Annotated in this window: 22 protein-coding genes; 11 read left to right on the forward strand and 11 right to left on the reverse strand. The window is 75.5% G+C overall.

The genetic code is table 11. The features are described 5' to 3' along the window. Window positions 1-114: 114 nt before the first annotated feature. From CNO22_RS16550 to CNO22_RS16560, 3 genes are all read right to left on the reverse strand, one after another. A complete protein-coding gene (locus tag CNO22_RS16550; protein WP_100500408.1) occupies window positions 115-1,077 on the reverse strand; it encodes an NAD(P)H-dependent flavin oxidoreductase in 963 nt (320 codons plus the stop codon). A gap of 19 nt (window positions 1,078-1,096) precedes the next feature. Continuing rightward, window positions 1,097-1,339, reverse strand: a complete 243-nt coding sequence (locus CNO22_RS16555) for an acyl carrier protein (RefSeq protein WP_100500409.1) — start codon at window positions 1,337-1,339, stop codon at window positions 1,097-1,099. Window positions 1,340-1,426: 87 nt separating this feature from the next. Then, window positions 1,427-1,660, reverse strand: coding sequence for a hypothetical protein (locus CNO22_RS16560; protein ID WP_100500410.1), 234 nt, complete (start codon window positions 1,658-1,660; stop codon window positions 1,427-1,429). A gap of 85 nt (window positions 1,661-1,745) precedes the next feature. Between CNO22_RS16560 and CNO22_RS16565 the strand changes: the two genes are divergently transcribed. Together CNO22_RS16565 and CNO22_RS16570 are read left to right on the forward strand one after the other, a co-directional pair. Beyond that, the gene (locus CNO22_RS16565; RefSeq protein WP_100500411.1) at window positions 1,746-2,075 is read left to right on the forward strand and encodes an ArsR/SmtB family transcription factor; all 330 of its coding nucleotides are present in this window, start codon (window positions 1,746-1,748) and stop codon (window positions 2,073-2,075) included. Then, the gene (locus CNO22_RS16570; protein ID WP_100500412.1) at window positions 2,072-2,593 is read left to right on the forward strand and encodes an SRPBCC family protein; all 522 of its coding nucleotides are present in this window, start codon (window positions 2,072-2,074) and stop codon (window positions 2,591-2,593) included. Before CNO22_RS16565 ends, CNO22_RS16570 begins: the two co-directional genes overlap by 4 nt. A gap of 53 nt (window positions 2,594-2,646) precedes the next feature. Here the strand turns inward: CNO22_RS16570 and CNO22_RS16575 are convergent, their stop codons facing one another. Beyond that, complete coding sequence (locus tag CNO22_RS16575) at window positions 2,647-3,837, reverse strand: NADH:flavin oxidoreductase/NADH oxidase (protein ID WP_232807093.1); 1,191 nt, start codon at window positions 3,835-3,837, stop codon at window positions 2,647-2,649. A 222-nt stretch (window positions 3,838-4,059) separates the two neighbouring features. On the opposite strand from CNO22_RS16575, the gene CNO22_RS16580 reads away from it, so the two are divergent. The 6 genes from CNO22_RS16580 (at window position 4,060) to CNO22_RS16605 (ending at window position 13,163) form a co-directional block, all read left to right on the forward strand. Beyond that, the gene (locus CNO22_RS16580; protein WP_232807094.1) at window positions 4,060-5,865 is read left to right on the forward strand and encodes a phosphoenolpyruvate carboxykinase (GTP); all 1,806 of its coding nucleotides are present in this window, start codon (window positions 4,060-4,062) and stop codon (window positions 5,863-5,865) included. Between the two features lie 272 nt (window positions 5,866-6,137). Next, window positions 6,138-7,352, forward strand: a complete 1,215-nt coding sequence (locus CNO22_RS16585; protein ID WP_100500415.1) for an MFS transporter — start codon at window positions 6,138-6,140, stop codon at window positions 7,350-7,352. Then, on the forward strand, window positions 7,349-7,762 hold the full coding sequence (locus CNO22_RS16590; RefSeq protein ID WP_100500416.1) for a rhodanese-like domain-containing protein: 414 nt from the start codon (window positions 7,349-7,351) through the stop codon (window positions 7,760-7,762). Before CNO22_RS16585 ends, CNO22_RS16590 begins: the two co-directional genes overlap by 4 nt. 35 nt (window positions 7,763-7,797) lie before the next feature. Then, complete coding sequence (locus CNO22_RS16595) at window positions 7,798-8,445, forward strand: acVLRF1 family peptidyl-tRNA hydrolase (RefSeq protein WP_269799602.1); 648 nt, start codon at window positions 7,798-7,800, stop codon at window positions 8,443-8,445. 121 nt (window positions 8,446-8,566) lie between these two features. Next, window positions 8,567-10,594 carry a HelD family protein gene (locus tag CNO22_RS16600; protein ID WP_232807096.1) on the forward strand — a complete coding sequence of 676 codons (2,028 nt, stop codon included), beginning with the start codon at window positions 8,567-8,569 and terminating at the stop codon, window positions 10,592-10,594. Window positions 10,595-10,694: 100 nt separating this feature from the next. After that, a complete protein-coding gene (locus CNO22_RS16605; RefSeq protein ID WP_269799601.1) occupies window positions 10,695-13,163 on the forward strand; it encodes a transglycosylase domain-containing protein in 2,469 nt (822 codons plus the stop codon). Here the strand turns inward: CNO22_RS16605 and CNO22_RS16615 are convergent. From CNO22_RS16615 to CNO22_RS27790, 4 genes are all read right to left on the reverse strand, one after another. After that, on the reverse strand, window positions 13,136-13,678 hold the full coding sequence (locus tag CNO22_RS16615; RefSeq protein ID WP_232807097.1) for a YhjD/YihY/BrkB family envelope integrity protein: 543 nt from the start codon (window positions 13,676-13,678) through the stop codon (window positions 13,136-13,138). The two genes, CNO22_RS16605 and CNO22_RS16615, sit on opposite strands and share 28 nt — an antisense overlap. Continuing rightward, window positions 13,606-13,857, reverse strand: coding sequence for a hypothetical protein (locus CNO22_RS29140; RefSeq protein ID WP_232807098.1), 252 nt, complete (start codon window positions 13,855-13,857; stop codon window positions 13,606-13,608). Before CNO22_RS29140 ends, CNO22_RS16615 begins: the two co-directional genes overlap by 73 nt. A gap of 131 nt (window positions 13,858-13,988) precedes the next feature. Continuing rightward, window positions 13,989-15,542, reverse strand: a complete 1,554-nt coding sequence (locus CNO22_RS16620) for a phytoene desaturase family protein (protein WP_100500418.1) — start codon at window positions 15,540-15,542, stop codon at window positions 13,989-13,991. A gap of 44 nt (window positions 15,543-15,586) precedes the next feature. Next, complete coding sequence (locus CNO22_RS27790) at window positions 15,587-15,799, reverse strand: hypothetical protein (RefSeq protein ID WP_157936985.1); 213 nt, start codon at window positions 15,797-15,799, stop codon at window positions 15,587-15,589. A 362-nt stretch (window positions 15,800-16,161) separates the two neighbouring features. Between CNO22_RS27790 and CNO22_RS16630 the strand changes: the two genes are divergently transcribed. Beyond that, window positions 16,162-17,214 (forward strand): C40 family peptidase, encoded by a 1,053-nt coding sequence (locus CNO22_RS16630; protein WP_100500420.1) that lies wholly within the window; start codon window positions 16,162-16,164, stop codon window positions 17,212-17,214. Between the two features lie 69 nt (window positions 17,215-17,283). Here CNO22_RS16630 and CNO22_RS16635 read toward each other — a convergent pair whose 3' ends face one another. Next, window positions 17,284-17,820 (reverse strand): hypothetical protein, encoded by a 537-nt coding sequence (locus tag CNO22_RS16635; RefSeq protein ID WP_198588388.1) that lies wholly within the window; start codon window positions 17,818-17,820, stop codon window positions 17,284-17,286. A gap of 83 nt (window positions 17,821-17,903) precedes the next feature. Between CNO22_RS16635 and CNO22_RS16640 the strand changes: the two genes are divergently transcribed. Next, entirely contained in the window at window positions 17,904-18,239 is a 336-nt protein-coding gene (locus tag CNO22_RS16640; protein ID WP_100500422.1) for a DUF3817 domain-containing protein, read from the forward strand. A gap of 26 nt (window positions 18,240-18,265) precedes the next feature. Then, window positions 18,266-19,591 (forward strand): serine hydrolase domain-containing protein, encoded by a 1,326-nt coding sequence (locus CNO22_RS16645; RefSeq protein ID WP_198588389.1) that lies wholly within the window; start codon window positions 18,266-18,268, stop codon window positions 19,589-19,591. An 81-nt stretch (window positions 19,592-19,672) separates the two neighbouring features. Here CNO22_RS16645 and CNO22_RS16650 read toward each other — a convergent pair whose 3' ends face one another. Further along, window positions 19,673-20,191: a hypothetical protein gene (locus CNO22_RS16650; protein ID WP_100500423.1), complete on the reverse strand. Its 519-nt coding sequence runs from the start codon at window positions 20,189-20,191 to the stop codon at window positions 19,673-19,675. 41 nt (window positions 20,192-20,232) lie between these two features. Further along, window positions 20,233-21,213, reverse strand: a 981-nt coding sequence (locus tag CNO22_RS16655) for a M20/M25/M40 family metallo-hydrolase (RefSeq protein ID WP_100500424.1), incomplete at its 5' end; no start/stop codon positions are given.

Raw genomic sequence — 21,213 nt, forward strand, 5'->3', positions numbered from 1 at the left:
ACCGCCCTCGGCCGACTACGCGGACCCAGCTACCGGGCCACCATCAGCATCGACATCCTCACCGACCCTGACCCGTGACAACTCGGTCCAGCGCCTAAGTGAACGGCTTTGGGTCTAGGCCAGGAGGTCGGCGGCCGTACGCAGCGCCCGCTCGGCGTCCGCGGTCAGCTCCCGGACGACGTCGGTGGCCGACCGCTCGCCGGTGACCAGCCCGACCGACTCCCCGGCGTAGAGCGGGGCGGCGGAGAGGTCGCCGGTGCGGCGGGCCTCGACCACCCGCCGGGCGGCGTCGGGGTCGCGGGCGAGCTCAGCCTCCCGGCCGTGCCACTCGCGGCTGAAGTCGTTGGCCACCGCCCGCCCCGGCCAGCGCTCCGGCCAGGCCAGCCCCTGCGCCACGTCGAACGCCCGGGTAAGCACGGTGTCCTCGCCCGAAGCCGCGCAGACCCGGGCGCGGGCCGCGGGGGAGTTGAGCCCCTCGGGGCAGGCCAGCAGCGGCGTCCCGATCCAGACGCCGGCGGCACCGGCCACCAGGGCCGCGGCCATCCCCGCGCCGGTCGCGATGCCGCCGGCCGCCAGCACCGGGCGGTCGGCCAGGGCCAGCACCTCCTGCAGCAGCGGCAGCGTGGCCCGGTGACCGGTGTGGCCGCCGGCCTCGGTGCCCTGGGCGACGAGCAGGTCGACGCCGGCGGCCTGCGCGCGGCGGACGTCGTCGGCGGTGTTCACCTGGGCGGCGACGGCGATGCCCGCGTCGTGCAGCGGGCCGACCACGGGTGCGGGGTCGCCGAAGGAGACCGAGACCAGCGCGGGGCGGGCGGCGATCGTCGCGTCGAGCAGCTCCGGGCGCTCGGCCAGCGCCCACGCCATGAGGCCGATGCCGAACGGCAGGCCGTCGTCCGCCGGGATCGCGGCCTGCTCGGCGACGAAGTCGGTGGTCGCGGCGTTGCCGACGCCGATCATCCCGAGCCCCCCGCCGAGGGAGACGGCGCGCGCGAGGGCACCGCCGGCCACACCGGCCATCGGGGCTCCGACGACCGGTGCGGCCAGGTCGAACCTGCGGGTGAGCGGTGTGCGGATCACACCGCCATCCTGCCCGCTGCTACTGGGTGGCGGGGCCGCCCTGCTCGGTGCCGGACAGCTGCCGGAGGAACTCGTGGCAGCGCCGCGCGCGGGCGGAGTCCTGCTCCATGACCTCGCGCAAGAAGCCGGCGATGTCCTGCAGCCCGGCGTTCTCCGCGTCACGGACGTACTGGCCGTAGTCGTGCCCGGCCTTGAGCGAGTGGTACTGCACCGAGATGAGGTCGTAGGTGACGTCCTCGAAGCCGGTCTCACCGGTGGCCATCGCGGTCCTCCTGCTCGCTGGGGGATGGGGTCCCGGGGTTGCCCGGCCCGGACCACCTGAAACGGAACGATCCGCCACGGGCTCGGATCAGTCGCGCGGGGCCTCGGAGAACGCGCCACCGGTCACGTCGCCGCCGCCGGCGTCGTCGACCGCGTCCCGGCCGGCGGTCAGGCCCTGCTCGGCCAGCTCGTCCTCGCCGGTCGAGACGGCGTCATCCTCGGTCGAGGCCAGGTCCTCGCCCTGCCCGTAGGCGCCGGGGTCGGCCTGCAGGGTGCGGGGGTCGTTGAGCGGGTCCGGGACGTCCGGGTCGGTGACGGTCATGGCCTCCCCGTGCCCGGCCGGCCCGCGCGCCAACCCCTGGCCGGATGGGTAACCGGATGGGTAACAAGTGTGTTACGCATCCCCTGTGGAGGCACTCGCGGCACTCGCCGACCCGACCCGGCGGGAGCTGGTCGCCCTGCTGGCACGGGGCGAGCTGGCCGCCGGGGAGCTCGCGGAGCGGTTCCCGGTGAGCCGCCCGGCGATCAGCCGGCACCTGCGCGTGCTGCGCGAGGCCGGGCTGGTCCGCAGCCGGGTCGACGGACGCCGGCGGCTCTACGCGCTCGACCCGCGCCCGCTGCGGGAGCTCGACGACTGGCTGGAGCCCTACCGCGACCTGTGGGCCCAGCGGTTCGACGCACTGGACACCGAGATCGCCCGCGGCCGGCGGGCCCGGAGGAGCGGAGAGACCCCATGACCGTGCAGGACGCGATGGCCCGCCGCGGCGTCGTCACCACCGAGGCCGACGGCCGGCAGCGCCTGGAGTTCTCCCGCTCCTGGCCCGACCCGGCCGAGGACGTGTGGTCGGCACTCGCCGAGCCCGAGCGGATGGCCCGGTGGATCGGCACCTACGACGGAGCACGTGCCCCCGGCGGCACCGGCACCTTCACGATGACCCACGAGCAGGAGCCGGTGGGCGAGGCGATGCGGATCGTCGAGTGCGACCCACCGCGTCGGCTGGTGGTCGAGTGGGTGCAGCAGGACACCGACGCCTGGCGGGTCGAGCTCGACCTGTGGACCGAGGACGGCCGCACGGTCCTGCGCTTCCGCCAGGTCTTCGCGCCCGAGGCGGACGTCGCCGACTTCGCCGCCGGCTGGCACTGGTACCTGGACAAGCTCGACGCCGAGGTCGGTGGGCGCCCCGTCCCGCGCGACTGGGACGCCTTCGCCGCCGACGTCGCCGGGCCGGCCTACGGGATGTCGACCGGCGCCTGACCGGCCCCCTCCTTGGCGTCCCCGAGCTTGCGAGGGGGCCCAGGAGGGGGTCCTTACGCCAGGAGGGGGTCCTTCAGCTGGACCGGGTCGGGTCCGGTCCACGGGCCCAGCTGGGTGAGCAGGCGGTCGCGGGCGGCCAGCCGCGGCCCGGCCTGGACGGGGTAGGCGTCGTAGCCGGCGGTGAGCTCGCGGGCGACGTGGAGGGCGAAGTTCGGGTCGTCCTGCGCCTCGCGGGCCACCGCGACCAGGTCGGCCGAGCCGCCGGCCACGACCGCCTCGGCCTGCCGGGCGTCCACGATCAGTCCGACGGCCATCGTGGCGACCCCTGCCTCGGCGCGGACCCGGGCGGCGAAGGGCACCTGGTAGCCGTAGCCGATCGGGTGCTGCCAGCCGCCGCCCAGCCCGCCGCCGGAGGTGTCGACCACGTCCACCCCGCGGGCGGCCAGCTCGCGGGCGAACGCCACGGTGTCCTCGAGGGTCACGCCGTCAGGCGAGCCGTCGACCGAGGAGACCCGCACGAACAGTGGCCGGTCCGCGGGCCACGCCGCCCGGACTGCCTCGACGACCTCGAGCGGGAAGCGCATCCGGGCCTCCGGCGAGCCGCCGTAACCGTCCTCGCGCCGGTTGGTGAGCGGGGACAGGAACTGGTTGAGGAGGTAGCCGTGCGCGGCGTGCACCTCGACGACGTCGAAGCCGGCGGCCAGGGACCGGCGGGTCGCCGCGACGAAGGCGTCGCGGATGCCGGCCATCTCCTCGACGGTCAGCGCGTGCGGCTCCGGCCAGCCCGGACCCACGGGGACGGCGCTGGCCGACACGGTGGGCCAGGGCCGCTCGCCGGGGCGGGCGTCGTCCCCGGTCACCGGGCCGGTGCCGTCCCACGGCCGCAGGCTGCTGGCCTTGCCGCCGGCGTGGGCCAGCTGGATGCCGGCCCGCGTGCCGTGCGCGTGCAGGAAGTCGACCACCCGGGCCAGCCCGGGGACGTGCGCGTCGGACCAGAGGCCGACGTCCCCGTGGCTGATCCGGCCGTCGGCGGTGACCGCGGTGGCCTCGACCACCACCAGCCCGAAGCCCCCGAGGGCGAAGCGGCCGAGGTGCACCAGGTGGTAGTCGCCGACGAGGCCGTCGTCCACCGAGTACTGGCACATCGGGGCCACGACCAGCCGGTTCGGGAGGGTGACCCCGCGGAGGGTCAGCGGGGTCAGCAGGGCGGGAGAGGTCGCTGCGGTGTCCACGGAGCGGGTCAACGCACGAGCCTCACCAGGGCGTTCCAGCCCGCGAGGTAGACGTCCTATACGTAACATCTCTCACGGTTACAGTGGACGCCCCCGCTTGTAGGCTTTCCGGAACCCGGCACCGTCGCCGGCGCTCCGGCGTCGCACGGTCCGGACGACAGCTGAGCAGGACGAGCACCAGCGCCGGCGGCAAACCCCCCGGTGTACCCAGAGGATGGAGACGCCGTGACTTCCGTGGCCACCCCCGGTCTCGAGAACGCCCCGACCACCCACGCCCGGCTGCTGGCCTGGGTGCGCGAGGTGACCGAGCTGACCACCCCGGACCGGGTCGTGTGGGTCGACGGCAGTGACGAGGAGTGGGAGCGGCTCACCCAGCAGCTGGTCGACGCCGGCACCTTCACCCGGCTGGAGAAGAAGCCCAACTCCTTCTGGTGCGCCTCGGACCCCAGCGACGTCGCGCGGGTCGAGGACCGCACCTTCATCTGCTCGGTCGACGAGGCCGACGCCGGTCCCACCAACAACTGGATGGAACCGGCCGAGATGAAGTCGATCATGACCGAGCTGTACCGCGGGTGCATGCGCGGCCGGACGATGTACGTCATCCCGTTCTGCATGGGCCCGGTCGAGGCCGAGAACCCCATGTTCGGCGTCGAGATCACCGACTCCGAGTACGTCGTCGTCTCGATGCGGGTCATGGCCCGCATCGGCCAGTACGTGCTCGATGCGATGGGTGAGGACCGGCCGTTCGTGCCGGCGATGCACTCCCTGGGCGCCCCGCTCGACGAGGGCCAGCAGGACGTGCCGTGGCCCTGCAGCGACACCAAGTACATCGTACACTTCCCCGAGGAGCGCATGATCTGGTCGTACGGCTCGGGCTACGGCGGCAACGCCCTGCTGGGCAAGAAGTGCTACTCGCTGCGCATCGCCTCGGTGATGGCGCGCGACGAGGGCTGGCTCGCCGAGCACATGCTGATCCTCAAGCTGACCAGCCCGCAGCAGAAGACGTACTACATCGCCGCGGCGTTCCCGTCGGCCTGTGGCAAGACGAACCTGGCGATGCTCGAGCCCACCATCCCGGGCTGGAAGGTCGAGACCCTCGGCGACGACATCGCCTGGATGCGCTTCGGCGAGGACGGCCGGCTCTATGCGCTCAACCCCGAGTTCGGCCTCTTCGGCGTCGCCCCGGGCACCGGCTGGGACACCAACCCGAACGCGATGCGCACCATCGACAAGGGCAACTCGGTGTTCACCAACGTCGCGCTCACCGACGACGGCGACGTCTGGTGGGAGGGCATGACCGACGAGCCCCCCGCGCATCTGACCAGCTGGAAGAAGCAGGACTGGACGCCGGACTCCGACGAGCCCTCGTCGCACCCGAACAGCCGCTTCTGCACCCCGATCGCCCAGTGTCCGATCCTGGCGCCGGAGTACGAGGACCCGAAGGGCGTGCCGATCTCGGCGATCCTCTTCGGCGGCCGCCGCAAGACGACGATCCCGCTGGTCACCGAGGCGCGGGACTGGAACCACGGCGTCTTCATGGGCGCCACGCTGTCCTCGGAGACGACGGCCGCGGCCACCGGCGCCGTCGGCGTCGTCCGTCGCGACCCATTCGCGATGCTGCCCTTCATCGGCTACAACGCCGGCGACTACTTCCGCCACTGGGTCGAGACCGGCAAGCAGCACGACGCCACCAAGCTGCCGCGGATCTTCTACGTGAACTGGTTCCGTCGCGACGAGGACGGCGGCTTCCTGTGGCCGGGCTTCGGTGAGAACAGCCGGGTGCTCAAGTGGGTCGTCGAGCGCCTCGAGGGCACCGCGGCCGCCGAGGAGACCCCGATCGGCCACGTGCCGACGCCGGACTCGCTGGACGTCTCGGGCCTGGACCTCACCCCCGGGCAGGTGGAGAAGGCGCTCGCCGTCGACAAGGACGAGTGGCGCGCCGAGATCCCGCAGATCACCGAGTGGTTCCAGAAGTTCGGCGACAAGCTGCCCAGCACCATGTGGGACGAGCTCGCCATCCTGGAGCATCGGCTCGGGTAAGGACCACCCTTCCCCCCGCGCCTCGCAGGCTCGGCGCGGGCCCCTGAAGGGTGGCCGTTCCAGTGCCTCACCATGCTCGGGGCCGGGGCCCTGGAGGGGGCCGGGCAGGGCCCCGTACCGGTCAACGGCGACCGGCGCGGGGCCCTGCGCCGTCCTGGGGGCCAGCCGGTCCGCACCGGTGCCCGAGCCGCCGGGCCGCGCCCACCCGGGTCGGTTAGCGTGGATCGTCGTACCGGAGACTCCCCTCACCTGAGACGACAGGTCCCCTCCCCGTGCCCAATCCGTACCTGCACGTGCTCCGCACGCCGCACGCGCTGCCGATGGTGCTGGCCGCCTTCGTCGGGCGGCTGCCGCTGTCGATGGTCGGACTCGGCTCGGTGCTGCTCATCGCCTCGGAGACCGGCAGCTACGGGCTGGGCGGGGCGGTCGCCGCGACGGGCGCCGTCACCACGGCCGTCTCCGGCCCGCTGCTCGGCCGCTGGGCCGACACCCACGGCCAGCGCCGCACGCTGTTGCCGGTGCTCGTCGTCTTCGTCGCCGCGGGCTGCGTGTTCCTGCCCGCGGTGAAGGAGGACTGGCCGCGCTGGATCCTGTTCGCCTCCGCCGGGTTGGCCGGCGCCTGCATCCCGCCGGTCGCCTCGATGATCCGGGTGCGTTGGACGCACCTGCTGCGCGGCACGCACCGGCTACCGGCCGCGCTGGCCATGGAGTCGGTGGTCGACGAGTTCGTCTTCATCGTCGGTCCGGTGCTGGTCACCTTCCTGTCGACCACCGGGCACGCCACCTCCGGGGTGGTCACCGCGTTCGTCCTCGCCGTCGTCGGCAGCCTGCTGTTCGCCGCCCAGCGGCGCACCGAGCCGCCGCCGCACGGCCACGCCGCCCGCAGCGGCCCGTCGGCGATCCGCACGTCCGGCATCCGGGTGCTCTTCGTCGTCGGCGCCGCCGTGGGCGCGGTCCTGGGCTCGCTCGAGATCGCGCTGGTCGCCTTCGCCGACGAGGCCGACGCCATGCCGCTGTCCGGCGTCCTCATCGCCGCCCTCGCGCTCGGGTCCATGGCCAGCGGCATCGGCTGGGGGAGCGTGCACTGGCGGCACCCGCTGCGGCACCGGCTGGTCGTCGTCCTCGGGGTGCTGACCGTGCTGAGCCTGCCGCTGGCGCTGGTGCGCGACGTGTGGCTGATGATCCCGTTCGTGGTGCTCGCGGGGCTGGCCGTCTCGCCGTCCCTGATCAGTTCCTTCACGCTGGCCGAGGTGCTGGTGCCGCGCTCGGCCACCACCGAGGCCTTCACCTGGATCGGCACCGCGCTCGGCCTGGGCGTCGCGCTCGGGTCCTCGGCGGCCGGCAAGCTGGTCGACACGGTCGGGGCCAACAGCGCGTTCCTGGTGGCCACCGTCGCCGCCGCGGTCGCCACGGTGGCCGTCGCGGCCACCCAGCGGCTGCTGCACGTGCCGGCCGAGCACGCCGCCGAGCCCGCGATGGCCCGATGACCGCGGACATCCCGGACCGCCCGCGCTCCATCGACGAGGTGCTCGAGGAGACGCGCGGCCGCCTGCACCGCCTGGAGCCGGCCGAGGCCGCGGCGCGGGTGGCCGCGGGCGCCCTGCTCGTCGACACCCGCCCGGCCGCCCAGCGGGAGGCCGACGGCGAGGTGCCCGGCGCGCTGGTGGTCGAGCGCAACGTGCTCGAGTGGCGGCTGGACCCGGCCGGCGACGCCCGGCTGCCGGAGGCCACCGGCCACGACGTCGAGGTCATCGTGCTGTGCGACGAGGGCTACGCCTCCAGCCTCGCCGCCGACTCGCTGCGGGCGCTGGGCCTGCACCGCGCCACCGACGTCGTCGGCGGCTACCAGGCCTGGGCCGCCGCCGGCCTGCCCACCACCCGGGACGTCGAGCGCTGACCCGCGCCCGCCCCGCGGCCGGCGGCGGCCGGCAGCTGCGCGTCCCGCCCGAGCGTCTGGGCCGCTGGCTGGACGGCGTCGCGGCCCGGCACGGCACCTTCGACGCCGTCGAGCTGGTCGACGGGGCGGTGCGGGTGACCTGCGCGGACGGCACCGAGGTCGGGCTGCGGGCGCCCTTCGACTGGCGGCCCGGGCCGGCGCTGCTCAGCTCGTTCAGCGCGGCGGTCCGGGTGCCGCACCGCGCCGCCGTCCTCCTCGTCCGCCGCGGACGGTGGGCGGTCGGGGTGTTCGACGGAGCCGACCTGGTGGTCTCCAAGGTCGACGCCCGCCAGGTGCAGGGGCGGACGGCGGCCGGCGGCTGGTCGCAGCAGCGCTTCGCGCGGCGGCGGGCCCACCAGACCGACGCGGTGGTGGGCGCGGCGGTCGAGACCGCCGTCCGGGTGCTCGGGCCGCACGCCGGCGGGGTCGAGGCGCTGTTCACCGGCGGGGACCGCGGTCTGGTGGACGACGTCCTGGCCGACCCGCGGCTGCGGGCGCTGGCCGCGCTGCGCCGCGGGCCGGCGCTGGAGGTCGGCGACCCCACCAAGGCGGTGCTGCTGCAGACCCCGGAGCAGTTCCGCGCCGTCGACGTGCACATCGTCGAGCCCGGGGACCGGACCACCCCGTCCCCGCGACGATCATGAAGCTGCGGTGGCGACGCGCCGGCGTCCACCCGCGAGTCGCCACCGCAGGTCCATGATCGCCGAGGTGGCGCGCCGGAAGTCCGTCGACGGAGCGCGCACCGCCGCGTAGTGTCCTCCGACCGTGTCCTCCGCAGTGAGCGAGACGACCAGCCCTCCCGACGACACGGCCCCCGATCCCGTCCTCACCGCCGAGCGCGCCCACCTGGCGCGCGCGGCCGACTGCCTGACCGCCATGCGCGCGACCGCCTCCGCCGTCGTCGACGCCGGTGTCGACGCCTGGGCCGCAGAAAGGCTCGGTGCCGCCCGCGCCGAGCGGCTGCGCGCCCTGGCCGCCGACCCCGGCGTCCCGCCGTTCTTCGGGCGCACCGACACCGGCGCCGAGACCTTCCACATCGGCCGCCGGCACGTGCGCGACGCCGACGGCACGCCGGTCGTCATCGACTGGCGGGCGCCGATGAGCCGGCCGTTCTACCGGGCCAGCGCCGCCGACCCGCAGGGCCTGGTGCGCCGCCGCCGCTTCGGCTTCTCCGGCGGCGAGCTGACCAGCTACGAGGACGAGCTGCTGGGGGAGGGGCAGGACAGCGACGGCCGGCTGCTCCAGCAGGAGATCGAGCGGCCCCGCAGCGGCCCGATGCGGGACATCGTGGCCACCATCCAGCCGGAGCAGGACGCGATCGTGCGGGCGCCGCTGGCCGAGTCGATCTGCGTGCAGGGCGCCCCCGGCACCGGCAAGACCGCCGTCGGGCTGCACCGGGCGGCCTACCTGCTCTACACGCACGGCGGTCAGCTGGCCCGCACCGGCGTCCTCGTCGTCGGGCCCAACCGCGCGTTCCTCCGCTACATCGAGCAGGTGCTGCCCACCCTCGGCGAGGTCGACGTCGAGCAGACCACCGTCGCCGAGCTGACCGCCCGGGTGCCGGTGCGCGGCGCCGACGCCCCGGGGGTCGCCGTCCTCAAGGGCGACGCCCGCCTGGCCGAGGTGCTGCACCGCGCGCTGTGGGGCTCGATCGCCAAGCCGGCGGACGACGTGCAGGTGCCGCTGACCGGGCGCCGCCGCCGGGTGCCGGTCGAGCGGCTCAAGCGGTACGTCGACGACCTGCGCCGCCGCGGCCGGGCCGGCGAGGACCAGCAGGTGCTGCACCACGCCGCCGGCCGCGAGCGGCTGGCCATGCTGCTGGCCGAGGACGCCCGCCGGCAGGCCGAGGCCGCCGGCGGCAGCCCCACGGACGCCGAGACCCGGCGGGCTGCCCGCAGCGCCGAGGTGCGCGCGTTCTGCGACGCGGTCTGGCCGGCCTGGGACGCCGCGGAGCTGGTGCACACCCTGCTCACCGACCCGGCCGCGCTGGCCCGGGCCGCCCGCGGGGTGCTCGACGGCGCCGAGCAGGCGCTGCTGCTCCGCCCGGCCGGCCCGCTGCGCAGCGCCCCGTGGACCGAGGCCGACGCGGTGCTGGTCGACGAGGTCGCCGGGCTGCTGGAGCGCACCGCAGGCCACGGGCACGTGGTCGTCGACGAGGCGCAGGACCTCTCGCCCATGCAGTGCCGCGCGATCGCCCGCCGGCTGGCCGCCGGGTCGCTCACCGTGCTCGGCGACCTCGCGCAGGCGACCAGCCCGTGGTCGGCGGCCGACTGGGGCCGCACGCTCGCCGGCCTGGGCCGCCCCGACACCGCCGTCCGGCCGCTCACCCGCGGCTACCGCGTGCCCGGCGAGGTGCTCGAGTACGCCAACCGGCTGCTGCCGGCGATCGCGCCGGGCCTGCCGGCCACCACCGCGGTGCGCCGCGGCGCCGGCTCGCTGCGCATCCGCGCCGACGGCCCGCTGCCCGAGGTGGTCCGCGAGCTCGCCGCGACGCCGGGGTCCATCGGGGTCGTCTGCGCCGACGCCGCCGTCCCGGAGGTGGCCGGTGCGCTGGTCGACGCCGGGCTGCCCGCCGCGGTGCTGGCGGACGACGGCGACGCGGGCCTGCTCGCCGTCGTCCCGGCGACGCTGGCGAAGGGGCTGGAGTTCGACGCCGTCGTGGTGGTGGACCCCGTCGCGATCGCCGCCGCCGAGCCGCGCGGGCTGCACCGGCTCTACGTCGTCCTCACCCGGGCGGTGAGCACGCTGGTGGTGCTGCACGCCGGCGACCTGCCGGAGCTGCTCGCGGCGTGACGCGTGTGCCGTGCGGGTCCGGGCGGACCGGCCTGTGCGGCGCGGGTGGTTGTGGACGACGACGATCGCTGGTCGAGTGACACTCCACGGAAGGAGGCCCATGGACCTGCGCACCGACGCACGGGTCAGGACGCTGCTCAAGCTCGCCGCCACGGTCGTGGTGGCCGGAGCACTCGTCGCGGGACTCCTCTTCCCATGGGTCGGCGGCCCCGCGGTGGCCGCCCAGCAGTCGACCAGCCTGCTCGGCGACCTGCCCACCGAGCTCACCGTCGACGCCCCGCCGGCCAACACCGTGCTGCTGGCCGCCAACGGCGAGGTCATCACCTCCTTCTACGAGGAGAACCGCGCCCCGGTGCCCGGTGACCGCATCGCCGAGGTCATGAAGCAGGCGATGGTCGCCATCGAGGACGCCCGGTTCTACGCGCACCACGGCCTCGACGTGCAGGGCACCGCCCGTGCGCTGCTGACCAACATCGCCGCCGGCGGCGTGCAGGAGGGCGGGTCGACGCTCACCCAGCAGCTGGTCAAGCAGACCCTGCTGCAGACCGCCGACACCCCGGAGGAGCGCCGCGCGGCCACCGAGCAGACGCTGGGCCGCAAGCTGCGCGAGGCCCGGCTGGCGCTGGCGCTGGAGGACACCTACTCCAAGGACGACCTGCTCACCCGCTACCTGAACATCGTCTACTTCGGGCAGAACGCCTACGGCGTGCAGCCGGCCGCGCAGGCCTTCTTCGGCGTCGACGCTGCCGCCCTCACCCTGCCGCAGGCCGCGCTGCTGGCCGGCCTGGCGCAGAGCCCGACCGAGGACGACCCGTTCACCGACCCCGAGGCGGCCACCGCGCGCCGGAACGAGGTGCTCTCCCGGATGGCCGAGCAGGGCCTCGTGTCCGCGGAGGACGCCGCCGCCGCGCAGGCCGCCCCGCTGGGTCTCGCCCCCGCGCCGGCACCCCGCCGCGGCTGCGTCGAGGCGACGGTCGGACCGTTCGTCTGCGACTTCGTGCAGCGCCACCTGATCCAGGAGCTGGGGATGACCCAGCAGCAGCTCGACAACGGCGGCTACGTCGTCCAGACCACGCTGGACGCCGACCTGCAGCGCGCCGGGGACGCCGCGGTCCTCGAGACGCTCGCGCTCGACAACTCGCTGGCCGGCATGTTCACCGCCGTGGAGCCGGGCACCGGCCACCTGCTGGCGATGAGCGTCAACCGCGTCTTCGGCTACGACCAGGAGGACCCGACGCAGGAGTCGTTCAACCTCAACCTGGCCGCCAGCAAGGGCTCCGGCTCCACCTACAAGGTGTTCACCGCCGCCGCCGCGCTGGACCGGGGCTACTCCCGGTACTACACGCTGACCACGTCGGACCCCTACGTCTCCCGCGTCTACCGCGACGGCGACGGCCGCTACGACGTGGAGAACGCCGGCACGTACCGCTCGACGCTGGACCTCACCACCGCGCTCTACCAGTCGTCCAACACCTACTTCCTCGCCCTCGAGGACGCCCTCGGCAGCGTCGAGGAGCCGGTGCGGATGGCCGAGCGGATGGGGCTGTTCCAGTTCAGCGACCCGGCCCTGCCGCAGCAGATCATCGACGAGAACCGCGGCTCGTTCACCTTCGGCGCCGAGGCGACGAGTCCGCTCGCCCTCGCCAGCGCCTACTCGACGCTGGCCGCCAGCGGGACGCAGTGCGACGTCGTCCCGGTGACCGCCGTGCTCGACCAGCACGGCGAGCCCGCGCTCGGCCCGGACGGCGCGCCGCTCGCGGTCGGCGACCGCTGCACCCCCGAGGCGATCAAGCCGGGCGTGGCCGACACGCTCAACCAGATGCTGCGCAAGGACGTCGAGCCCGGCTACTCGGGTGCGACCGGAACCCGCGCCTACGTGCCCGGACACCAGATCGCCGGCAAGACCGGGACGGCGCAGGACAACGACTCGATCGCCTTCGTCGGGTACACGCCCGAGATCGCCGCGAGCGTCATGGTGTTCAACCCCAAGCGCAAGCAGAACGTCGGCGGCTTCGGCGGCGGCAAGGCGGCCACCGTCTGGCGCGACGCGATGGCGCCGATCCTGCAGGCCCGGGGCAGCGGCGAGTTCCCCCCGGCCGACGAGGTCGTGGAGAACGGCAACACCCGCCCGGTGCCCGGCTGCACCTCGGTGCGCGCCTGCCGTGCGGCGCTGGAGGAGGTCGGCTTCGAGCACCGGACCGTCGAGATCGACAGCTCCCGGCGCTCCGGCACCCTGCTGGGCACCAGCCCGCCGCGCGGCGGCCGCGCGGTGCCGGGCCAGGTCGTCTCCATCCTGGTCAGCAACGGCGAGGACTACGTGGCGCCGCGGCCCGCACCCGACCCCGACCCCGACCCCGAGCCGGCACCGCGACCGCGGCAGCCGGACACCCCCGAGCCGTCCGTGGCGCCCGAGCCGCCCGCCCCCGAACCCGCCGACCCGGCTCCCGAGCAGGACGGGGACGGCGGCCAGGGCGGTGACCGAGGTGACCAGGGCCAGGGCCAGGACCAGGACCAGGACGAGGACCAGGCCCAGGACTGGGATCAGGGCCAGGACTGGGACGAGGACTGAGCTCGCCCGCGGAGCCGGTCGTCCAGGGACTGGGTGAGCAGCCAGCCCCCGATCACCACCAGGTGCAGCAGGAACAACCACAGGCTGACCGCCACGACCGCGCCGACGATGGTGAGCCCGCCGAACGGCGCGCCCAGCGCCAGCGGCAGGGCCAGGAACAGCACGAAGCCCTGCAGGAAGCCCGACAGGCAGGCGGCGGTGAGCAGCACGCCGGACACCAGCGCCCGCCAGCCCAGGTGCCCGGCCGCGACCACGCCGAAGCCCCACAACAGGGGCACGGTGAGCGCGAGGAGCACAGAGTAGTAGCCGACGGCGAGGGGACCCAGCGTGCTGCCCCGCTCGGTCAGCTGCACCATCGCCGAGGCCGCCAGCAGCAGGGGGTACGTGAGCAGGGGCGCGGCCAGCACCAGGGGCAGGGCGAGCAGCCGGCCGCGCCAGCCGGTCAGCCGGTCCCAGCGGGGGGTGAAGCGCAGCAGCGCCCGGCGCAGCCCCTCGCCGTAGAACGACAGCGGCACCAGCGCAGGACGACGCCGAGCGGGTCCAGGCTGGTGCCGGCCTCGGCCAGTGTCCGCAGCGCTCCCGGGGCGCCCAGCTCGCCGGGCAGCAGCTGGGCCACCCGGTCGCTGAGCTCGCGCACCCGCTGCACCGAGGTCAGCAGGGCGGTCAGCGAGATGGCGACCAGCAGCGCCGGCACCACGGCGATGCCGGCGTAGAAGGTCAGCCCGGCGGCGATCAGCGCGACGTCCCGCCCGCGCAGCCGCTCGGCGGCCCCGCGCAGCAGCGCCCGGGTCTCGGCACGCAGGCAGCGCGCCGTCCAGGCCCGCCTCAGCGCCGGTCCAGCAGGGCGCGGGCCGCCGCGTACCCGCCCAGGCCGCTGACCGCGCCGCCGCGCACGGTGCCGCCCGAGGAGGCGGCGACCACCCGCGGGTGCGCCGTCCCCACGCCCCAGGTGCCGACCTCCTCCGGCGTCGCGGCGACCGGCCACGACAGGTCGCCGTGGAAGATGTGCCCGCCCGGCATCGCCAGGGACGCCTCGACGTCCAGCGGCGAGGCCGCCTGCAGGCACGGCCGGCCCTCGGCGTCGCGGGCCAGGCAGTCCAGCAGTGGCTCCTCCAGGTGCGCGTCGAGCTGGGCCACGACCCGGCGCACCGCCTCGTCCCGGGTGCCCTCGGGGTCGTCGCGGAACAGCGCCGCCGGGGTGTGCAGGCCGAAGAGGGTGAGGGTGTGCCGGCCGGCGGCCCGTTCGGCCGGGCCCAGCACCGTCGGGTCGGTCAGCGAGTGGCAGTAGACCTCGAACGGGACGACGTCGGGCAGCCGGCCGGCCGCGGCCTGCGCGTGCGCGGCGTCGAGCTGGACGGCCGCCTCGTCGACGTGGCAGGTGCCCGCGAAGGCGACCGCCGGGTCCACGCCCGAGCACAGCCGGGGCAGCCGCGCCAGCACCATGTTGACCTTGACCTGGGCGCCGTCCGCGGAGGGCCGTGGGCGGTCGCCGAGCAGGCGGTCCAGCACGGCCGGGGCGGCACCGGCGACCACCCAGCCGGCGTCCACCGCGTGCTCGGCGCCGTCGTCGTCGGTCCAGTGCACGGTGGCGCCGTCGTCCCGGGGGTCGAGCGCGGTCACCTGCGCCCGGGTGACCAGCTCCGCTCCGGCGTTGCGGGCCGCGGCGGCCATCGCGCCGGTCAGCGCGCCCATGCCGCCGACCGGGACCCGCCAGCGCCCGGTGCCGTTGCCCACCACGTGGTACAGGAAGCAGCGCCCGGCCAGGCCGTCGGCGGCGTGCACGTCGGCGTACGTGCCGATCAGCCCGTCGGTGAGCGCGACCCCGCGGACGACGTCGTGCGACAGCGCGTCGGCGACCACGTCGGCCAGCGGGCGCTCGCGCAGGTCGTGCCACAGCTGCGGGTCGCGCAGCCGTCCGGACAGCTCGGCCGGCGACAGCAGCGGCTCGGTCAGGGTGGGGGCGAGGTCCTCGGCGAGCGTGGCGACCCGGCCGTGGAACCGCTGCCAGGCCGCGAGCTCGGCGTCGGATCCGGTGAGGGCCCGGAAGGACGCCGCGGTCGCCGGGCCCTCGTCCCGCTCCACGAGCAGCCCCGGCCCGCCGGGGACGGCGGTGTACGAGGCGACCGCACGGTCGGCCAGCGGCACCTGCAGGCCGAGGTCGGCGACGACCCGGTCGGGCAGCAGGCTCACCAGGTAGGAGTAGGCCGAGAGCCGGACGTCGACGCCGGGGAAGAGCTGCCGGCTGACCGCGGCGCCGCCGACCTCGTCGAGCCGCTCGAGCACCAGCACCGACCACCCGGCACGGGCCAGGTACGCCGCGGCGACTAGCCCGTTGTGCCCGGCCCCCACGACCACGGCGTCGTACCTGCGCGCACCCACCGGCGGACCGTAACCGGTGCCTGCCGCGCGGGTCCGTGCCGCCGTCAGCTGGTCCCGTCGTCCTCCTCGTCGGTCTGCTGCTCGTTGTCCTGCTCGGTGTCCTCGCAGAGCTCCTGCTCGCTCGCACCGGCCTCGGCCGCGTTGCACTCACCCTCGCCGCGGTCGAGGTCGGTGTTGCCGCCGGTGTCCGTGCTGGTGCCGCACCCGGCCAGCGCGGCGGCGAGGGCCAGCACGACCACGGGTCGCTTGAGATCCATGACCGCTGCGTGCCCCGCGGCGCGTCCGGTGAACCCCGTCCGTCACACCGGCCCCGCCCGTCGCCGGTGGCCTGCGGAGTTGAGTCGAGGTACGCCCAAATCACATCCGGGTAATTGTCACGGCCGCGTCGCGGCCCCTACGGTGTGTGCATCCGCCGGGGCGTTCCGTCACCATCCTGGGTGACACCCCGCGGATGCCGCCGAGCCCGCGCTCCTCTCCCCGGGAGCGCGGGGCCGGGGACCCACCGAACCACTGGGGTGGAGCGCACGCCGGCCTGCGGCCGGCCGCGCCGGGCACATCCAGCCCGAACCCGTCAGCTGACCCGGTAGGCGGCCGTGGATGAACGGAGTGCCGCCGCACCATGGCGACCCCTCGCACCGCCCGCCATGCCGCCCTCGTCCTCGCCGGCGCCATCGGCCTGGCCCTCGCTCCCGTCCCGGCCGGCGCCGAGGAACCCACCACCGCGGCGGAGGCTGCGGCCCTCGTCGCCGCCCGCGGCCACGAGCTCGAGGTCCTCACCGAGGACTTCCTCGAGGCGCGCGAGCTGCTGGCCGGCCAGCAGGCGGCGGCCCAGGCGGCGGCCGCGACGGTGACAGAGGCGGAGACGGCGGTCGGCACCGCACAGGACGCCGTCGTCGGCATCGCCCGCACCGCCTTCACCGGCGACAGCATGGGCTCGTTCCAGGCGCTGATGACCAGCGACTCCGCCGAGGAGTTCGTCAACCGGGTGACCCTGCTGCAGGCCGTGGCCGGCCACCAGGGCGACCTGCTCGAGGCGGCCGTCGTGGCCGGCGAGGCCGCCGAGCAGGCCCGGATCGTGGCCGAGCGGGCCGCCGTCGAGGCCCAGACGCAGTACGACGCGGTCGCCCGCCAGCAGGCGGACCTGCAGGCGCAGATCACCGCGTACCAGGCCGACTACGCCCGGCTCTCCGCCGACGAGCGACGGGCCGCGCTCGAGGCCGCCGCGACCGCGCACGGTGCCGGCGAGGAGGGCCGCGCCAGCCGCACCGAGCGCAAGGAGCCGGTCGCGGTGTCCTCCGCCCCCGTCGCGGTCTCCGGCGGCTCGCTGCAGGCGGTCGTCGACCGCGCGCTGGCCCAGCGCGGCAAGCCCTACGTGTGGGCCGGGAGCGGGCCGGGCTCCTTCGACTGCTCCGGCCTGGTGCAGTACGCCTTCCATGCGGCCGGCATCAGCCTGCCGCACTCCAGCCGGATGCAGTCCTCGATGGGCACCCCGGTCTCCCGCGCCGAGGCCCGCGCCGGCGACCTGGTCGCCTTCTACAGTCCGGTCAGCCACATCGGCATCTACCTGGGCAACGGCCAGATGGTGCACGCGCCGACGTCCGGCGACGTCGTGAAGATCGCCAGCGTCGACACCATGGGGGCGACGCCGAAGTTCAACCGCGTCGCCGGCTGAAGAAGGGCCCCGTCCTCCCCACCCTTCGCAGGCTCAGGGCGGGGCCCGGGACGGGGCCACCCGGGAGCGTCACCGCCGGTGGACTTCCTGGAGCAGGCCCCAGACGAAGCGGGCGCGGACGCCGCCGGTCAGGTGCACCTCCCAGCGGGTGACCACGCCGGGGTCGACGCTCGTCGCCCCGCGCAGGCCGACGACGTCGTCCAGCGTGTGCTCCCACACCCGCAGCCGGGCCGGGGTCGCCCGCGGCACGGGGGAGCCCGGCGCCCGCACCAGGTGCTCCTGCAGCACGCCGCCGCCCGGACCGGTGAGGACCTCCCAGTACAGGTGCGGCCACAGCGGCAGCGGCCAGCGGCGAACCTCCAGGTCGAGGTCGCCGAAGCGGCGGTCCTCGGTCTCCTCCGGCGGGCCGAGGACGGCCGAGCGCAGCGCCAGCCCGCGCGGCGCCCGCGGCGAGTGCTGCAGCGCCTGCCAGCGGGTGTGCGCCGCGTGCGCCTCCGCGCGGGTCGCGCCCAGCCGGGGCAGCGCCTCGGCCACCAGGTCCGGCCGAAGGTCGGCCATCCGGCGCAGCAGCACCAGGCAGAACTCGCGCCGCGCCAGACCCCGCACGGCCGCCGACCCTGCCACGGGGGGACGACGGTGGCGCGGGTCACCGCGGCCGGCCCGGCCGTGCTCCCGCGCCGTCGGGGACCATGGGCGGCGTGACCCCGCGCGCCGTCGCCCTCGCCTTCCGTGCCGTCGCCCTCGCCGAGGCGTGCTCCTGGATGGGCCTGCTGTTCGGCATGTTCGTCAAGTACGTGCTGGCGACCTCCGAGCGCGGCGTGCAGATCTTCGGCCCGATCCACGGCGGCATCTTCATCGCCTACCTCGTCGTCGCGGTCGTGGCCGCCCGGGTGCTGCGCTGGAACGCCGGCACCACGCTGCTCGCCCTCGCCGCGTCGGTGCCGCCGCTGGTCACCCTCTGGTTCGACCGCTGGGCCACCCGCACCGGCCGGCTGCCGGTGCCCGAGGCGGCGCCCACCTCCTGACCCGCGGCTCGCTAGCGTCTGGGTCCGTGCCCGACGCCGTCCTGCCGTCCACCGCCCGCATGCTGCTCGCCCGCACCGCCCGCGTGCAGCGCGACGGCCGGGCGCCGAGCCTGGTCGCGGGCGTCGTCCGGGACGGCGGGCTGGCCTGGTCCACCGGGCGCGGCGACGTCCCCGAGCCGCACACCGACGTCCAGTACCGGCTGGGCTCGATCAGCAAGACGGTCACAGCGGTCGCCGTCCTGCGGCTGCGCGACGAGGGCCGCGTGCACCTCGACGACCCGCTCGACCGGCACGTGCCCGGCACCCCGCTGGGCGACCGCACCGTCGGCCAGCTGCTCGCGCACGTCGCCGGCGCCGCGGCGGAGAGCCCGGGCGCGTGGTGGGAGCGGGCGCCCGGTGGCTCGCTCGCGGACCTGCAGCTCGCCCCCGAGCACGTCGTCCTCGGGGCCGCGCGCCGCTTCCACTACTCCAACCTCGGTTTCGGCCTGCTCGGTGAGCTCGTGGCGCGGCTGCGCGGGCGCCCCTGGACGGACGTCGTCCGCACCGAGGTGCTCGAGCCCCTCGGCATGGCCCGGACGACGCCGCGGCCGGTCGCGCCCGCCGCGGAGGGGCGCGCGGTGCACCCGTGGGCCGACGTCGTCCTGCCCGAGCCGGAGCACGACGCCGGCGTGATGGCCGCCGCCGGGCAGCTGTGGGCGACGCTGGCCGACCTGGGGCGCTTCGCCGCCTTCCTGCTCGGCGACACCGGCGACGTGCTCGACCCCGCGACGCTGGAGGAGATGGCCGTGCCCGCCGGCGTGGACTCCTCCGCACCGGGCTGGTCGGCGTACGGGCTGGGACTGCAGGTGCTGCGGGTCGACGGCCGCACGCTGGTCGGCCACGGCGGCTCGATGCCCGGCTTCCTCGCCGGCGTCTTCGTCGACCGCGACGAGCAGACCGGCGCCGTCTCGCTGGCCAACACCACCGCCGGCCTGGACCCGCTGGTCCCCGGCCTGCTCGCCGACCTGCGCGCCGCCGAGCCGCGGGTCGTCGAGGCGTGGGTGCCCTCGCCGCCGCCGGTGCCGCTGGAGTTCCTGGGCATCTGGTACTGGGGCCCCGGACCGCACGCGCTGCGGGCGCTGCCCGGCGGCCTGCTGCACCTCGGTCCGCTGCCGGGGCGCGCCGGGCGGGCCAGCCGCTTCGCCCGCCGGGACGACGGCACGTGGGTCGGCCTGGACGGCTACTACGCCGGCGAGCCGCTGCACATCGCCGACGACCACCTGGACCTGGGCACGTTCGTCTTCACCCGGCAGCCCTACGACCCCGGCGCCCCGGTGCCCGGCGGCGTGGACGAGGGCGGCTGGCGGGCCTGACGCCGGCGTCTCCCCAGCGAGATCGGCGATCTCGTCGCCATCAGCAGCTGATCGCGACGAGACCGCCGATCTCGTCGGGCGTCAGAGGCGATCGAAGGCGTCCATCGTCGTCTTCACCACCGCGCCGTAGGCCAGGTGCGGCACGATGTCGCTCGCCCAGTCGGTCGCCGACCAGGTGCGCGGGTCGGTGATGCCGAGGACGGTCATCGGCCCGTTCGAGGCGACCAGCACGCCCAGCGTGGTCAGCAGCGTGCCGACCAGCGGCTGCGACCGGTAGCCGGCCGCCCGCACCAGCCCGACCACGACGCCGACGCCCACGCCGGCCACCAGCCCGGTGATCGGCCCCAGGCCCTGGATGCGGTTCTGCCGCGTGTCGCCGTCCCCCGGGATCGGCACGTGCGCCTTCTCGGCCAGCTTCTCGACGGTCCGTTCGGGGGTGGAGCTCGTCGGGCGGCCGCGGACGGTCATGTCGAGGTAGGTGACGGCGTTGAGCGCCGTGGTGCCCGCCGCCCCGGCCGCCGCGCCGCGCAGGGCCCAGCCCGCCACGCTGATGCCGCGTCGTCCCTTGCCGATGGTCCCCAGCGGGGTGCGCTTCGCCATCCACCCGGTCTACCCCCGTCGGGCGACGGGCTACACCCAGCTCAGCGCGGCGACGGGCGGCAGAGGAACGCGGCCACGAGCTGCGCGCAGCGCTCGACGGTCTCCCGGTGCTGCACCTCGTAACCGTGCGTGGACAGCGTCGGCAGCGACAGCAGCGCCGCCCGCGCGGCCTGGCCGCTGCTCTTGGCCTGGCTGGCGTCGGAGTCGTAGGACTCCCAGACCGCCGCCCGCGGGTCCACGCCCAGCTCCCGGCCGAGGGCCAGCAGGTGGTCGGCGACCGGCTTGTCGTAGACGACGGCGTCGTCGGCGTAGGCGACGACCGGACCCGAGTCGGCCGGCACCTGGTACTCGGCCTCGGCCGGGCCGACGTCGAGGGCGAGGGTGAGGTCGCCGGGCAACGTCCGGCTGGCGTACGCCGCACCGATCCCGCCCATCTCCTCGCCGCTGGTGCACACCAGGTAGACGTCGGCCGGGGGACGACGGCCCTCCTCGCGCAACCGGCGCGCGGCCGAGACCAGCGCGGTGAGCGCCGCGCGGTCGTCGAGGAAGTAGCAGCCGACGAAGTCGCCGAACTCGACCAGGGACCGGCGACTGCGGTGGACGCAGACCCGCGTGCCGGGGTGCACGCCGGCGGCGTCGAGCTCCTCGACGGTGCGGCCGGTGAAGGCGGACACGTCGCTCCACTGCATGGCCCGGTCGCCGGCGTCGGGCTTGGTCTGCCAGACCTGCGCGGTCTCCTGCGTGGTGTGCTCCGAGCCGAGCAGCAGGACGGCGGTCAGCTGCTCGGCGTCCCCGAGGACGGTGAGCGGGCCGAGGCCGAAGTTGGCCGGGTACATGGTGCCCAGCTGGGACAGCCGCAGCGTGCCGTCGGCCTGCACCCGCTTGACGATCATCGACAGCTCGTCCATGTGCGCCGTCACCCGCACGACCGGGGCGTCGCGCTCGCCGGTGCCGCGCAGCAGACCGACGACGTTGCCCGCCGGGTCGACGGTCAGCTCGTCGACCAGTGGCTGCAGCTCCCG

The organism is Geodermatophilus chilensis, assembly GCF_002802985.1.
GTDB classification, from domain to species: domain Bacteria; phylum Actinomycetota; class Actinomycetes; order Mycobacteriales; family Geodermatophilaceae; genus Geodermatophilus; species Geodermatophilus chilensis.